Source organism: Brevibacillus sp. FSL K6-2834 (genome assembly GCF_038592925.1).
Taxonomy (GTDB): Bacteria; Bacillota; Bacilli; order Brevibacillales; family Brevibacillaceae; genus Brevibacillus; species Brevibacillus borstelensis.
Map to the genome: position 1 here is coordinate 2,998,119 of NZ_CP151945.1, position 14,586 is coordinate 3,012,704.

A 14,586-nucleotide genomic window follows, 5' to 3' on the forward strand; every position below is an offset into this window, starting at 1 on the left:
TCCCTCGCCAGGTTCAAGTTCCCGGTCTGTCTATGGTACGTTATGTGTCAGCGTGGCTGTCCGTTCCTCGTACGATTGACGACTTCATTCAGTTCACGAGCCGCTTGCTCGGGAGATGCGGCCTTGCTGATCGCACTGATCACGGCCACGCCATCCGCTCCGGCAGCCAGAACAGCAGCAGCATTTTCCAGCGTAATCCCGCCAATTCCTACGATCGGCAGCGACCCTCCCACCGCCTCGCGTATTTGCCCCAGTCCTGCAGGACCGATCGGTTCTCCTGCATCCGCCTTGGACGCTGTGGCATACATGGCACCAACGCCGATACAGTCTGCTCCACCTGCCATCGCTTCCCTGGCTTCTTCCACTGTACCCGCAGATACGCCAATGTACATCGATTCTCCCACCAGGGCACGTACGTCTTTTAGATGCATGTCTTCCTGACCCACATGAACGCCGTCTGCTTGCAGGTCAATCGCCAGGTCAACATCGTCATTGACGAAGAAAATGGCTTGATATTGATGGGCAAGCCGCTTCATTTCGGCTCCAAGCCGAGCCTTCTCTTCGCGGGTCAATTTGCTTCCTTTATCGCGGAGCTGCAAAGTACCCGCGCCCCCTTTCAGGGCTTGCTCGACGATTTCCAGCGTACGCGCGGCCGAATATCCGCAATCCTGGGTTCCAACGACAAAATAGACACCCATTTTTTCTCGCAATCGCTCTGTGTTTCTCATCCCGTTTCCCCCTTCCACCTGTCAAGCGCTTCCCTGTATGAGCGGGCAGCTCGCTTCACGTCTGCTGCATCTGTTATTCCTGAAAGCGCCGCAATGCCAGCACAGCCCGCCGCGAGCACCTGGCCTGCATTCTCGGGCTTGATCCCGCCAAGCCCGATCACCGGGATAGAGAGCGCTTCGACGATGGTTTTCAATTCCCCCGTCCCTCTGGGAGCCAAACCCGGTTTGGAACGACTGGGAAAAATATGGCCGTACAAGACGTAGTCCGCCCCTTGCTCGGCGGCTTCCATTGCTTCTGTCATAGAGTGCACCGAGCACCCGACCTTTTGCCCGGGCGACAGTACTCTTCTGGCCGCTTTGACCGGCAAGCTGTGGTAAGCGAGATGTGCCCCGCAGCATTGGACGGCTGCTGCCACGTCGACGCGGTCATTGATCAGGATGCTTTCGCGCGGCGTGACTCCCGCCAAGGCCTCCGCCCACTCCATGATTTCGCGAGCCGTACGGTGCTTTTCCCGAATATGGAGCCGATCCATTCCTCCGCTGTATGCGGCTTCGGCCATGCGCAGCACCTCGTCGAGCTCCTGTCGTCCGCTCGTTATGACGTGCAGCTCAGGTTTGTACAGCTTGCCCATGTCCGCCTCCAGACAGCACCGTCAGACACTCCTGCAGCCATTTGGCTGTTTTTTCATTTTGCTCTTCAGGCATGCGAGCGACCATCTCGGCAACCAGTCTGCGCAAAAAGAACGATTGCGGCAAGCTGAGCGGAAACGTCACGGTCCGCGGTTTTTGTTCCTGCTCTTCCAGCTTTTGCACCCCGGCCAGCAGTATATCGGCGATGGATTCTATCAAGTCTCTCGTATTTTCCTGCTCGCGCAGATCATCGTAGCATCCGTCCATCAACCGGCACAAAATGAGGAAGGCCTGTGTGGACAGCGTAAAAGGTTGTACATCCTGCAACGGTTCGGTCACGATTTTCCCCTCCATAAAAACAAAGCGAAGCTCTGGTTATTATAGCACATTCTTTTCGTCAGACAGAATTTCACGGTGTCGCTTTTCAGCAAATAAAATGCGAGCCGTTTACACTCGTTCGGCTCGCACGGTTTTCATTTACGGTTTGTTGCGGTCGTTGTGGTTGGACTGACGCAGGTTGGTGTTTTTATCGTGCTCATCCAGCGTTTTTCCACGGTGTTTGCCCAGATCCTTGCTGTTGTTGTTCTTGCCCATGTGCCCACCTCCCTTTACAAGCATCAACTGGTAGCGTCCCCTGTCAAAGGCGCTTTTATCAGGAGGCAGGACTTGCTTAATCAAAGGGTCCGGGACGGCCGGCGAATGAGGGCGTAGACGATGGCAAACGGAATCCGCCAGCCCAGCAAAAAGGCGAGCATGATAAAATACGCAACGGCGGCGAACAGCCAGGTGAGCGGTGTTCCCAGCCAGAGTGTACGAATGACCAGACCGATGGGTGCCGCAATCGTCCACATGAGCAGGACGTTGAGCAATTGCGTGCCCGCCTTCTCCAATGAGCGGCGTCGATACGGATGCAAAAACAGCGCGACCAATATCCAGGCCAAGAGAAACGGAGCCAGCGTTTCCATGATCCCTGATGCAGTGGCCGGAAGTCCGTGCGCCAGCTTTCCGTAATACGTAAACAGCAAAAAGGCGGCCAGATCGCCTGCGAGCAGGACGTAACCGGCCGGAGCGTGTATCCGTTTCATGAACAATCCTCAACTCTTCCTATTTAGATGGTGACACGCTCATTGTACACATCTCTCTCGTCCATCCACAATCCGTTTTGCCCGTTATTCACCAAACAGCAACATTTGGAGCTTTTGATCCACCTGCGGCCATTCCCTGTCCAAAATGCTGAAATACACGGAATCGCGTATATACCCGTCGCGGACAATCATATGATTGCGCAGGGTTCCCTCGTAAACGCCACCGATTCTTTTGATGGCCCGCTGGGAATTTGCATTGCGGGCATCCGTTTTCAGCTGGACGCGAATGCAACCGAGCTCTTCGAAACAATGACGCAATAACAGCCATTTGCACTCCGTATTTACTTTTGTCTTCCAGACGGAGGGCGTCAGCCACGTATAGCCGATCTCCAGCCCGCGGTCTTTTTTCGAGATATTCAAAAATCGGGTGCTGCCGATTACTTGTCCGTCTTCCTTCCTGATGATCGCAAAAGGCAGTTCTGTTCCGCTCGCCTGGTTCTCCAGCGCCGTTTCGATAAAACGCTGGGCGTCTTCGGGCTGTCGTATCACTGTTGACATATAGCTCCATATCTCCTCGTAATTCCCTGCCTGAAATACACCTTCGCAGTGCCCGGTGTCCAGAGGTTCCAGACGAACCAGTTTTCCTTCGAGGGTGATTGGCTTGATTTGTAGCATACAGACTCACTCCTTCACTGTTCTGCCTTTTGCATATAACAGAACAGTCCCTTTAAATTTTTCCAAGGATAATGGCGACGCTCACTTTTGTCAATACAATGATAGAATGCGAGAATAAAAGAGTGGCACAGCAGAACACGGTCAGAAAAGAATTCGTCACAACCCAAGTGGGAAAAAGGTAGATTCAAACGGGGCGTTCGTGTACAGTTAGAAGAGGAATTAAGGGGATGTGGAGGTTAGGAAAGATGCACGCAAATCTGCGTTCGTTTATGGAACAACTGCGCCAGCACGGGCAGTTAATCGAGATTGACGCGCCAGTGGACCCAAATCTGGAGCTGGCTGAGATACACCGGAGGGTCATCCAGGAGGAAGGACCTGCACTCCTGTTCACCAATGTAAAAGGAAAAACATTCCCGGTCGTGACCAACCTGTTCGGCACAGCCGAGCGTGTGGACATGGCATTCGGTCCAAAACCGGAAACGATTGTAAAAGACCTGGTTCACGGGTTGGACAAGCTGATGCCGCCTTCGCTCTCCGGATTGTGGGAGCTGCGGTCGCCTCTGCTGGAAGTGATGCGTACCGGTACGAAGACGGTATCCCAAGGACAGGCTCCCGTCACCCAAGTAAGTACAACAGATGTCGATATGACAGCGTTGCCTGCATTGACAAGCTGGCATCTGGACGGAGGTCCATTCGTTACGCTTCCGCTCGTTTACACCGAGCATCCAGAGACAAAGCAGCACAATCTGGGGATGTACCGCATCCAGATATACGACAAAAATACGACAGGCATGCACTGGCAGATCCACAAGGGCGGCGGTTTTCATTACTACGAAGCGGAAAAACAAAATCGCTCGCTGCCTGTTTCGCTGACGATCGGCGGACCGCCCGCCCTCATTTTGTCCGCGATCTCTCCTCTGCCCGAGATGGTGCCGGAGCTTGTCTTTGCTTCATTAGTAATGGGAGATAAATTGAAGATGGTGGAGGTGCCCAACCATCCGCACCGCATCGTTGCAGATGCCGAGTTTGTTTTTGCGGGAGAAGTTCCACCGCATGTCCGCAGACCGGAGGGGCCGTTTGGAGACCACTTCGGCTATTACTCGCTGACGCATGATTTCCCGGTATTTCAAGTAAAACAAATGTTCCGCCGCAAGGATGCCATCTACCCGGCTACAGTCGTCGGGAAGCCGCGTCAGGAGGACTACTATATCGGCGAGTACCTGCAGCGCCTGCTCTCTCCGCTGTTCCCTGTCGTCATGCCTGGCGTCAAAGCGATCTGGGCTTACTGTGAGACCGGGGTTCACGCTCTCGCAGGGGCGATCGTCCGGGAAAGCTATTATAAGGAAGCGATGGCTCATGCCTTCCGGATCATGGGCGAAGGACAATTGACGCTGACCAAGTTTTTGATGGTCACGGATGTCCCTTGCGATTTGGCTAATTTTAGGAATTTTATGGAAATCGTTCTTGCCCGCTTCCAGCCGGAGCGCGATCTGCTGATCGTCAACGATACGTCCGGCGATACACTGGATTATACCGGCCGGAAATTCAACCATGGTTCAAAAGGGATCATGCTGGGGATCGGAGACCCTGTTCGGGAGCTGCCCAAAGAATACAAGGGGGAAGGCATCCCGAATACTTCCCGGATCCAACCGTTCTGCGGCGGATGTCTCGTCATCTCCGGTCCGTCCTTTGAGGAGAATCCGCAGTTTGGCGAAGAAATTCTGCCGTACGTAAACGAGCATTGCAAAGAGTGGCCGATGATCTGCATCGTCGATGATGCCTCGATTGCAAATGACCAAAGCCAGTTTTTATGGACCGTCTTCACCCGCTTTGATCCGGCTCATGATCTATATGCAAAAGCGACCATTTCCCGCAACAAGATTCGCTATGAAGGTCCGCTGGTAGTCGATGCGCGAATGAAGCCATTTTACCCTGACGAAGTAGAGACTCACCCGGATATTGCCAAGCTCGTCGATCAAAGATGGAAGGAATACTTTCCGAAATAACAAGCACCACAGCACCCGGAGCAATCATGCCGGGTGCTTTTCTGGTTTCTTTATGTGAGAAAATTCTGTCATTTCTTGTCGGACTGTCCAATATAATGTAGCATCTTGTATCCGAGCAACGCTTATGTTGGTCGGTTCCTATTTTCTTTATAAAGGAGGGAGTTATTCATGAAGACCCAGGTGGATTCGGACGGCATCGTCACCCTGACCAAGGAAGGCGAAAATCTGATCAAAGACAGCCCTCTGTTCAACGATGGGCTGCGGCCAACCACGATGGCTGAGCACAACTGGACTTCGTACAACTTTGCCAGCTTGTGGATCGGCATGTCGATCTGCTTGCCCGCCTACTCGCTCGCGGCCGGATTAATCGCCCTCGGCATGAACTGGTGGCAGGCGATCATCACCATCATCCTGGGCAACTGTATCGTCCTTATCCCTATTCTCCTTAATTCCCATGCGGGCACAAAATTCGGGATTCCGTATCCGGTCTACGCCCGTCTCTGGTTTGGCTCCAAAGGGGCACACATTCCTGCCGTAGCGAGAGGTCTTGTCGGCGCGGGCTGGTTTGGCATCAACTGCTGGTTTGGCGGGACCGCTATCGATACCCTGCTGATGTCCATGAGCAGTTGGGGCAATGTGCCTGGCCATACCTGGATTGCTTTTTTCGGGTTCTGGGCGCTAAACGTCTGGATCGCCTACAGAGGACCTGAAGCGATTAAAAAGATGGAGTTCTGGGCTGCTCCGACGTTGATCATCATGTCCCTCGCCCTGCTGATTTGGGCGTTGACAAAAGCTGGCGGCTGGGGACCGATGCTCTCGGCTCCCTCCAAATTTACAACCGCTGGCGAGTTTTTTAAAGTCTTCTTTCCTTCCCTTACCGGTGCCATTGCCTTCTGGGCAACGATGGCGCTGAATATTCCCGACTTTTGCCGATACGCCAAGAGCCAGCGAGCTCAAATTGCCGGTCAATCCGTAGCGCTGCCGACGACCATGGGAGGCTTCTCCTTTATCGGGGTCGCTGTTGCCTCTGCTACCGTCGTCATTTTTGGGAAAGCGATCTGGGACCCTGCGGCCGTCCTCGCGAAGTTCTCTCCGCTTGCCATCTTCTTTGGAACAATTGGCATCATCCTGGCCACGCTGACGACCAATGTTGCCGCGAACGTCGTAGCTCCTGCACGGGCCATCGAAAACCTTTCCCCGCGCAAAATGAGCTTTGGGGCTGGCGCAATCATTACCGGAGTCGTCGCACTCGTTATGCAGCCATGGTATATTTTGGATAATTTCGGCAATTATATTTTCCTGTGGCTCGGAACTTATGCCGCTCTGCTGGGACCGATAGACGGCATCGCGATCGCAGACTACTGGCTGGTCCGCAAACAGCGAATTCACTTGACGGAGCTGTATCGCACAAACGGAATTTACTCGTACAGGGGCGGCTATAACTGGAATGCCATCTGGGCCATGCTGCTCGGGATTGCTGTTCCTTTTGTCAGCAGGCTCATTCCCGGATTAGGGTTCATCTGGGATAATGCCTGGACGATCGGATTGTTCGTCTCCCTGATCTTCTACACCTGGTTTATGAAACGAAGCTCCAGCCTGATAAGCCAGGCGGATTACGAGAAGATTACCGCCAAGGCAGAGGCGCATGCTTCCTAATTAAATGTGCATACTTCCCGATGAAATGCATTCTACTGCTGCGCTAGCGTAAAAAGTGACGTAATAAAAGCTCCGCCGTTCATTTGGCGGAGCTTCTCTTTTGCTGATCTTTACATTTTAAACCGGCTAATGGACAATTGCAGCTCATGGGAAAGCTTGCTCAGATTTTCACTGGAGTTGGTGATTTCCTGCATGGACGCCAGCTGTTCCTCTGATGTCGCGGCAACACCGCGCGTATGGTCGGAAGCCTCCTGCGCCAACCGGTTCATTTCATCCATCGAGGAGGCGACTTGCTGTATGCTTGCCGACATTTGTTCGGTCGCCGCGGATACCTCCTGAATCTGTTCAGCGATCGTTTGCGATGAAGAGACGATGCGCTGGAAGGCTTCTCCTGCCTCACGGACGATCACACTGCCCGTTTCCGCTTCCCGGGTGCCTTGTTTAATTGCATTCACAACCTGTGCCGTTTCATTTTGAATATCCTGGATCAATCTCTCAATCTCGCGGGCAGACTCTTCCGATTGCTCAGCCAATTTTCGCACCTCGTCAGCCACAACGGCAAAGCCGCGGCCTTGTTCGCCGGCACGGGCCGCTTCGATGGCAGCGTTCAGCGCGAGCAAGTTGGTTTGGGAAGCGATTCCCGTAATGACCTGAACGATCTCTCCGATCGCCTCGGAGCGGACACCTAGCAGCTGCACCATTTCGGCAGCGCGGCTTACTGCTTCATTGATCGCGGTCATCTGATCGACTGCGGACTGAATGCGTTCATTGCCTTGCTCTGCTTCCTGGGCGGCTTGTCCGGAGAATTCGGAGACGGAGCCCGAGGTTTCGGCGATACGTTGTACAGCCAGGGCCATCTCCTCCATGACGCGTACACCTTCCTGGGAGCGAAGTGTATGTACCTCTGACCCGGAAGCGATCTCCTCGATGGCAGCAGCTGCCTGCTCTGACGCTCTCGCTGTCTGCTCTGCGCTCGCATGGAGCTCCTCGGAGGAAGCCGCTACCTGTTCACTCGCCACTTTTACCTGATCGATCAGGAGACGCAGCTCAGATACAAGTCGGTTGAAGGCCAATCCCAGCGTCCCGACTTCGTCTTTCCCTGTATACTCAACTGACTTCACTGCCAAATTTCCGCTAGCGAGCTCTTCCAATTTGGAAGCGACGTCGCGAAGCGGGTTGGCGATCATCCGGGCGATGGCAAATCCGACGCTGAGCGCAAGGACAATCGCAAGCACCGCGATTCCGAGCATCGTAATTTCTACGGCTTTCGCCTCTGCGGTATTTACGTTATTCGTTTCTTCTGCTCTTGCGGAATTGTAATCTGCCCAGGATTTTAGCTCTTGGTTAATCCCGTTCAGCGTCGATTCCGTCGCACGGAAGAAAGCAAAGGCTTCGTCCGGATTTTTTTCTTCTACCAAATGGATCACGACTTTTTGATCGCCCCGGTATTTTTCCAACAGCGTCTTCAGCGTTTCCAGAATTTCTGTCTCCTGTTCTGAAGTTGCAGACTCCTGAAGCTTTGCCAGCAACGCATCAGACTCCGCCACCAGGTCCTGGTACTGCTGTTTGTAATCTCTTTGTTTGGAAGGGCTCGTTTCCAGCATCATTTTATACATAATTGCCTCGATCTGTCTTGTCTCTGTGCGGAGCTCGTTCACCCACTTGATCGGCAACAGCTGATCCTGGTACATCGTGGACATCCGTGTTTCCGCTTTCATTAAATTGTAGTAGCCAGTAGCCCCTACTCCTCCCAAGAAAACACTCATCAAAATAACCAGACTCATTAGCTTTGTCCGTGTCTGCATGTTGCGCAAAAGTTTCATGTCTTGAGGCCATCTCCTTATTTTATAATCATAATTGCTGAAAATGGTCGAATAATGTCTAATTCTACCAAAGGAGGATGGACAAGTCGATAGTTTTACGACGAAACTCCTACATCAAATACTGAAAACAATGAAATGTTGGAAATTTGCTCGTCGGGGCTATAACAAATGTAATAGGTCAATTCGTCGCTTATCCGATAACAGATCCCGTTGTAGCCTTGTTCGATCAAGTAAAGTCTGATTTGTTCTCCGGTCCAGTCCAGCCATTCCTGGTCGTCCATTTCGGCTGACAACCGGTTCAGGTCGTCCTCTGAATGCCGGGATTGCAGGGCATCCAGACGCAGCTGATTCTCTCCGTATTGTTCATGCAGAGAAAAAAGTCCCGCAGTTCTCAACTCCTGCCTGAGGATGGCCGCCTGGTCCCAAGTCGTTTCCGCATGACAAATGGCATACTGAGCCGCTACCTTCATATTGCTGACAAGATACACGCCAGAACCGAACACAGCTTTGGCGATAGCCCCGTTGACAAATTGTCTGCGTTCGTGCCGTTCATATCTTTGCAGCTTGACGACTCGCTCGGCTTCCCTGTATTCAACTCCCCGATAGACGATCTTCTTCATGCAGAAAACTCCTCTTCACGATTCAACTCCAGCGGCGTATCCCAAACGGGAAAAGAGGGGGCGCCACACCGCGCCACCCTGCTTTTCGCTGCTGGGCCATTCCCATTGCCATGCGATTTAAGGGAGCAATTTGACCATATCATCGTAGGTCTCAGGTCGCCGGTCGCGGTAGAATTGCCACGTATCCCGCACCTGATGGATCAGATTTTTATCCATTTCCGCGATGATCACCTCATCCTGATTTCTGCTGCCGACTGCTACGAATTGTCCCCGGGGGTCTACCAGATACGATTGACCGTAAAATTCCCCCATGTTCCACGGCGCTTCCACTCCCACTCTGTTAATCGCAGCGACATAGTATCCATTGGCTACAGCATGAGCCGGCTGTTCGAGCTTCCAGAGATATTCGGAGAGGCCGGCCACAGTCGCCGACGGATTGAAGACGATTTCGGCTCCATTCAGCCCAAGCAGCCTGGCCCCTTCCGGAAAATGACGATCATAGCAGATGTAGACGCCCACTTTTGCAAAGGCCGTCTCAAAGACGGGATAGCCAAAATTTCCCGGTTTGAAATAGTATTTCTCCCAAAAACCGCAGCCGTTGTCGCCGACTCCCACGTGGGGGATGTGCTGCTTGCGGTATTTGCCGAGGTAACGGCCGTCCGCATCGATCACAGCAGCAGTATTGTAGTAGGTACCAATACCTACCCGCTCATAGACCGGCAGAATGAGCACCGTCCCCAGCTCTTTGGCCAGCGACTGAAATTGCTGGACGGTCGGCCCATCCGGGACCTCCTCGGCCGCTTCATACCATTTGGTGTTTTGTTCGGCGCAGAAGTACGGACCGTAAAAGATTTCTTGCAGACAGATAATTTGAGCACCTCTGCCCGCTGCCTCGCGAACCAGCCGGACGTGTTTTTCGATTGCCTTTTCTTTATGGACGTGGACCGGCTCATCGCCGTGAACGTCGTTTTTCGCCTGGATCAGGCCGATTGTTACCTTGTTTGCCATAGTGGAAGTCTGCCTCCCTTCAATGGGTTTGGGGTTATGGCTGTTCAAAAGTAGTGCGTTTGATATACTGGCCGCTTCCTGCCTGCCCGACGAATTGCTTGTCGCGCACCACGAACGAGCCCCTCGATAGAACCGAGACGACCTCGCCGTACACTTCCATTCCTTCAAATGGGTTGTAGTCAACGTTCATATGGTGCGTTTCGACGGAAAGCGTACGCTTTACATGCGGGTCAAAAATGACGATATCGGCATCCGAGCCTACCGCAATCGTTCCTTTTCTCGGGAACATCCCAAATAGCTTCGCAGCCTTCGTAGAAGAGATGTCCACGAACTGGTTCAGGCTGATGCGTCCCTGGCGTACCCCCTCGGAATAGAGGATCGTCAAGCGGTCTTCTATCAACGGACCGCCGTTGGGAATCTTGGTGAAATCACCTCTCCCCAGTTCTTTTTGACCCCGAAAGTTGAAAGGACAATGATCGGAGCCGACGGTCTGCAATATGCCGTTCTTCAATGCGCTCCACAGCACTTCCTGATTCCATTTCTCCCGGAGCGGCGGTGACCAGACGTATTTGGCTCCCTCGAAGTCGGGCTGATCCATGATACTCACATCCAAAGCCAAATATTGCGGACATGTCTCCCCGTAGACATTCCAGCCTTTCTCCCGCGCCTCCGCTATCCGCTGTACCGCCGATGCACAAGAGACATGGACGACGTAAAGCTGCGAGCCCGCCAACGCGGTCAAAGCAATGGCTCTGCCCGTCGCCTCTCCTTCCGCCTCGGGCGGCCTGGTATAAGCGTGATAGATCGGATCGGTGTTCCCCTCGGCCAGTGCTTTCTTGGTCAAATAATCGAGGACATCGCCGTTTTCCGCATGCACCTGTACGAGCGCCCCCAGCTCCTTGGCCTTGACCAAGGTTTTGAACAAAGTCTCATCGTCTGCCTGGAAGACGTTTTTATATGCCATAAACACTTTCAGCGAAGTAATCCCTTCCGACGAGATGACACTCTCCAGCTCCTCCAGCACCTGATCGTTTGCCTCCGCGATCATCAGGTGAAACCCGTAATCAATGACGGCTTTCCCGCGTGCCTTTTCATGCCAGGTCGCAATCGCCGATTTCAGCGACTCTCCTTTTTTGGTCAGACAGAAATCGACGATGCTGGTCGTTCCGCCAAATGCCGCTGCCCGGGTGCCGGTAAAGAAGTCGTCCGCCGTCACCGTGCCTCCAAACGGCATGTCGAGGTGTGTATGCGGATCGATCCCGCCTGGAATGACATAGCATCCGGTGGCGTCGATTTCTTCCGCACCGTCAATTGACAGCTGATGACCGATCGCGACTACCCGTTCGCCCTCGATCAATACGTCAGCCTGATACGTATCGGCTGCCGTCACTACTGTACCTCCGCGAATCCATTTTTTCATCTTATACCCTCCTCTTTTCCCGGCCCCGTCAGGGCAAATGCTCTGGCGGTATGTCTCTTGCCAGTACAAGCTATGCGTTCAGAGGTGAAAACATTACTCCTGGGCCGCTTCGCAGCTTCGGTCTGCTGCCAGTGCCGCTTGCCGCTGGTTCCAAGAGAGCGGCGGCTGATCAGACGGGATTTCTACCATCTCTATCGTCCCTTCGACCGGACATACGATGGAGCAGAGATTGCAGCCGACACAGTCTTCTTCACGAACGACCAGCCTTTCTTTCCCGGTCATTTCGTCAGTCACAATATCGATGCACTGGTGAGAGGTGTCCTCGCATGCAATATGGCACTTGTTGCAATTGATGCACGTTTCCTCGTGGATGCGGGCAACGACCTTGTAATTCAAATTGAGATGGCCCCAATCGGAATAGGTGTGCACAGCTTTGCCGACGATGTCCATGACCGAAGCGATTCCCCGTTCATCCAGGTAGTTGTTCAGGCCGTCGATCATGTCCTCGACAATCCGAAATCCGTGATGCATGGCTGCGGTGCATACCTGGACGCCGCTCGCTCCCATGAGCAAAAATTCGACTGCATCCTGCCATGTGGAAATGCCGCCAATCCCGGAGATCGGAATCCCCACCTGCGGATCGCGAGCGCATTCCGCTACCATGTTGAGCGCGATCGGCTTCACCGCTGGTCCGCAATAACCGCCGTGCGCTCCTTTTCCATCCACATGCGGGATCGGCAGCCACGAGTCCAGATCGACTCCGATCAGGCTGTTGATCGTATTGATCATGCTGACGGCATCGGCTCCCCCCTCTGACGCTGCACGGGCTGTGAAGCGGATATCTGTTATGTTTGGCGTCAGCTTGACGATGACAGGCGTCTGGGCGACTTCCTTGACCCACTCTACCTGCTGCCGGATCAGGTCGGGGTGCTGACCTACTGCCGAGCCCATGCCGCGTTCCGCCATGCCGTGCGGACAGCCAAAGTTCAGCTCCAGTCCGTCTACCCCTATGGCCTCCACTTTCTTCACGATTTCATGCCACGCTTCGCGCTTGTGCTCGACCATGAGCGAAGCGATCAACGTGTGCTTCGGAAACAGCTTTTTGGTCTCCAGCATTTCCTTCAGGTTTTCCTCGAGCGGTCTGTCCGTGATCAGCTCGATGTTGTTGAAGCCGAGCACCCGCTGTCCTCCGAAGTGAAGTCCGGCAAACCGGGACGTCACGTTTATGATCGGTTCCCCCAGTGTCTTCCAGACTGCTCCTCCCCACCCCGCATCAAACGCCCGCTGCACCTGATAGCCTGAATTGGTAGGCGGTGCTGAAGCCAGCCAAAACGGATTGGGCGACTCGATTCCCGCCAAATTAATGCGTAAATCTGCCATTGTTTCTACGCCTCCTTCTTATAAAACTGGCTGAGACTTTGCTTCCAGCGCCGTGTGGATCGCATGAGCCGCCCGCTTTCCGTGATTGGCTGCATCCACGACCATCGCGTCCGTATTCCCTCCGCCAAAGATGACATCGCCCGCGGCGTAGACATGCGGATGAGAGGTTCGATACGTGCCTTCCTCGATCTCCACGATTCCGTTTTTGTGCTGAAGCCCGAACATTTCGATCAAGTCCACGTGCCGCGTTTGCCCGATTGCCTTTACAACGAAATCCACTTCCATTACAAACTCGCTGCCCGGGACCGGCTCCGGACGCCTTCGTCCTTTTGCATCCGGCTCCCCAAGCTCCATCCGCATAAGCTCAATACCGGTCACCCGTCCGTTTTCGCCGATAATCCGGGTCGGCGCTACCAGCCAACGGAATTCCACGCCATCTTGTTTCGCAAATTCATACTCGAACTCGTAGCAGGTCATCTCTTTCTCTGTACGCCTGTAAAGAATCTGAACGAGCTGGGCACCCAGCCGTTTGGAGGCAGTGGCTCCGTCTATCGCCGTGTTTCCCGCCCCGATCACAACCACCTTCTTGCCGAGCATCAGATCCGTAAGCGGTTTCGTTTTCGTATCCTCCACGAGGGAAATCGCATCGAGAACGCCGATCAAGTCTTCGCCCTCGATATTCAGCATCGGGACAGCGCCCATGCCTGCCGCAAGCAAGACAGCTTCAAAGCTCTGCAGAAGCTCCTCCGGTGTCACGTCTACACCGACGCGGGTTCCAGTCTTGATGGTCACGCCCATCTGCTCGATTTGCTCAACCTCCCACAGTGCAACCTCCTGCGGCAAACGGAAGGAAACGATGCCATAGGTGTTTAGCCCGCCGGCCTTTTCTCGCGCTTCGAAAACCGTTACTTCATAACCGAGACGGGCAAGCTCTCGCGCTGCCGAAAGACCGGCTGGACCGCCGCCGACGATAGCGACGCGCTTGCCATTTTGCTCTCCTGCATGAAACAGAATTTTCTGATTTTTTATTGCCCAGTCTGTCGCATGACGCTGAAGCAGCCCGATCATGATCGGCTTGGAGGCGTGATTGAGCACACAGGCACCTTCGCACAGCTCCTCTGTCGGACAGACCCTGGCACAGCTAGCTCCGACCGGGTTTGCCTCCATAATCGTCCTCGCCGACCCGAGCAAATTGCCGGTCGCAATTTTTTTAATAAAGGACGGGATGTCGATTGAGGTGGGACAGGCCTTGATACAGGGGGCATCGTAACAGAAAAGGCACCGGTTTGCTTCGTCTATCGCTTCTTTCGGCTTCAGGGCAGGAACTACTTCTTGAAAGTTTGCCTGCAGCATAGATGCGGTCTTTGTTTCTTCGCGGCGAACGCTCATTATGCAACAACCTCCTCAGGCGTTCTGAAAATTGCTTCCTTGCTATTATCAATGTGGAAAAAAAGCGTTTTATGATTCCTTCATCACCTTTTTTAAATAGGAGGTTCCTGAAATGAAACCGACTTCCCAGGCATGATTGATTTCAATGCAGAATAGGCTGATACCA

Annotated in this window: 13 protein-coding genes; 2 read left to right on the top strand and 11 right to left on the bottom strand. The window is 53.6% G+C overall.

What is annotated here, in order from left to right; genetic code table 11:
* Nucleotides 1-47 precede the first annotated feature (47 nt).
* The 5 genes from thiE to NST96_RS14925 all read right to left on the bottom strand — a co-directional run bounded on the left by thiE (nucleotide 48) and on the right by NST96_RS14925 (nucleotide 3,118).
* The gene (gene thiE, locus NST96_RS14905; RefSeq protein ID WP_003385629.1) at nucleotides 48-728 is read right to left on the bottom strand and encodes a thiamine phosphate synthase; all 681 of its coding nucleotides are present in this window, start codon (nucleotides 726-728) and stop codon (nucleotides 48-50) included.
* Nucleotides 725-1,360 (bottom strand): thiamine phosphate synthase, encoded by a 636-nt coding sequence (locus tag NST96_RS14910; RefSeq protein WP_342404158.1) that lies wholly within the window; start codon nucleotides 1,358-1,360, stop codon nucleotides 725-727. The genes thiE and NST96_RS14910 overlap by 4 nt, the downstream gene beginning before the upstream one ends.
* Nucleotides 1,338-1,697: a hypothetical protein gene (locus NST96_RS14915; RefSeq protein WP_122958316.1), complete on the bottom strand. Its 360-nt coding sequence runs from the start codon at nucleotides 1,695-1,697 to the stop codon at nucleotides 1,338-1,340. Before NST96_RS14915 ends, NST96_RS14910 begins: the two co-directional genes overlap by 23 nt.
* 335 nt (nucleotides 1,698-2,032) lie before the next feature.
* Complete coding sequence (locus NST96_RS14920; RefSeq protein WP_039070351.1) at nucleotides 2,033-2,443, bottom strand: DUF3054 domain-containing protein; 411 nt, start codon at nucleotides 2,441-2,443, stop codon at nucleotides 2,033-2,035.
* An 84-nt stretch (nucleotides 2,444-2,527) separates the two neighbouring features.
* On the bottom strand, nucleotides 2,528-3,118 hold the full coding sequence (locus NST96_RS14925; RefSeq protein WP_024984180.1) for a GNAT family N-acetyltransferase: 591 nt from the start codon (nucleotides 3,116-3,118) through the stop codon (nucleotides 2,528-2,530).
* A gap of 245 nt (nucleotides 3,119-3,363) precedes the next feature.
* Between NST96_RS14925 and NST96_RS14930 the strand changes: the two genes are divergently transcribed.
* Together NST96_RS14930 and NST96_RS14935 are read left to right on the top strand one after the other, a co-directional pair.
* A complete protein-coding gene (locus NST96_RS14930; protein WP_003385634.1) occupies nucleotides 3,364-5,124 on the top strand; it encodes a UbiD family decarboxylase in 1,761 nt (586 codons plus the stop codon).
* A 168-nt stretch (nucleotides 5,125-5,292) separates the two neighbouring features.
* Nucleotides 5,293-6,780, top strand: coding sequence for an NCS1 family nucleobase:cation symporter-1 (locus tag NST96_RS14935; protein WP_342404159.1), 1,488 nt, complete (start codon nucleotides 5,293-5,295; stop codon nucleotides 6,778-6,780).
* A gap of 110 nt (nucleotides 6,781-6,890) precedes the next feature.
* On the opposite strand, the gene NST96_RS14940 is transcribed toward NST96_RS14935, so the two are convergent.
* The 6 genes from NST96_RS14940 to NST96_RS14965 all read right to left on the bottom strand — a co-directional run bounded on the left by NST96_RS14940 (nucleotide 6,891) and on the right by NST96_RS14965 (nucleotide 14,420).
* A complete protein-coding gene (locus NST96_RS14940; RefSeq protein ID WP_003385637.1) occupies nucleotides 6,891-8,603 on the bottom strand; it encodes a methyl-accepting chemotaxis protein in 1,713 nt (570 codons plus the stop codon).
* 95 nt (nucleotides 8,604-8,698) lie between these two features.
* Entirely contained in the window at nucleotides 8,699-9,223 is a 525-nt protein-coding gene (locus NST96_RS14945) for a hypothetical protein (protein WP_024984177.1), read from the bottom strand.
* Between the two features lie 117 nt (nucleotides 9,224-9,340).
* Nucleotides 9,341-10,231: a nitrilase-related carbon-nitrogen hydrolase gene (locus NST96_RS14950; RefSeq protein WP_122958320.1), complete on the bottom strand. Its 891-nt coding sequence runs from the start codon at nucleotides 10,229-10,231 to the stop codon at nucleotides 9,341-9,343.
* 34 nt (nucleotides 10,232-10,265) lie between these two features.
* Entirely contained in the window at nucleotides 10,266-11,651 is a 1,386-nt protein-coding gene (gene hydA / locus NST96_RS14955; RefSeq protein WP_122958321.1) for a dihydropyrimidinase, read from the bottom strand.
* Nucleotides 11,652-11,744: 93 nt separating this feature from the next.
* Nucleotides 11,745-13,031 carry an NAD-dependent dihydropyrimidine dehydrogenase subunit PreA gene (gene preA, locus NST96_RS14960; RefSeq protein ID WP_031932857.1) on the bottom strand — a complete coding sequence of 429 codons (1,287 nt, stop codon included), beginning with the start codon at nucleotides 13,029-13,031 and terminating at the stop codon, nucleotides 11,745-11,747.
* An 18-nt stretch (nucleotides 13,032-13,049) separates the two neighbouring features.
* Entirely contained in the window at nucleotides 13,050-14,420 is a 1,371-nt protein-coding gene (locus NST96_RS14965; RefSeq protein ID WP_172920488.1) for an NAD(P)-dependent oxidoreductase, read from the bottom strand.
* Nucleotides 14,421-14,586: the final 166 nt, after the last annotated feature.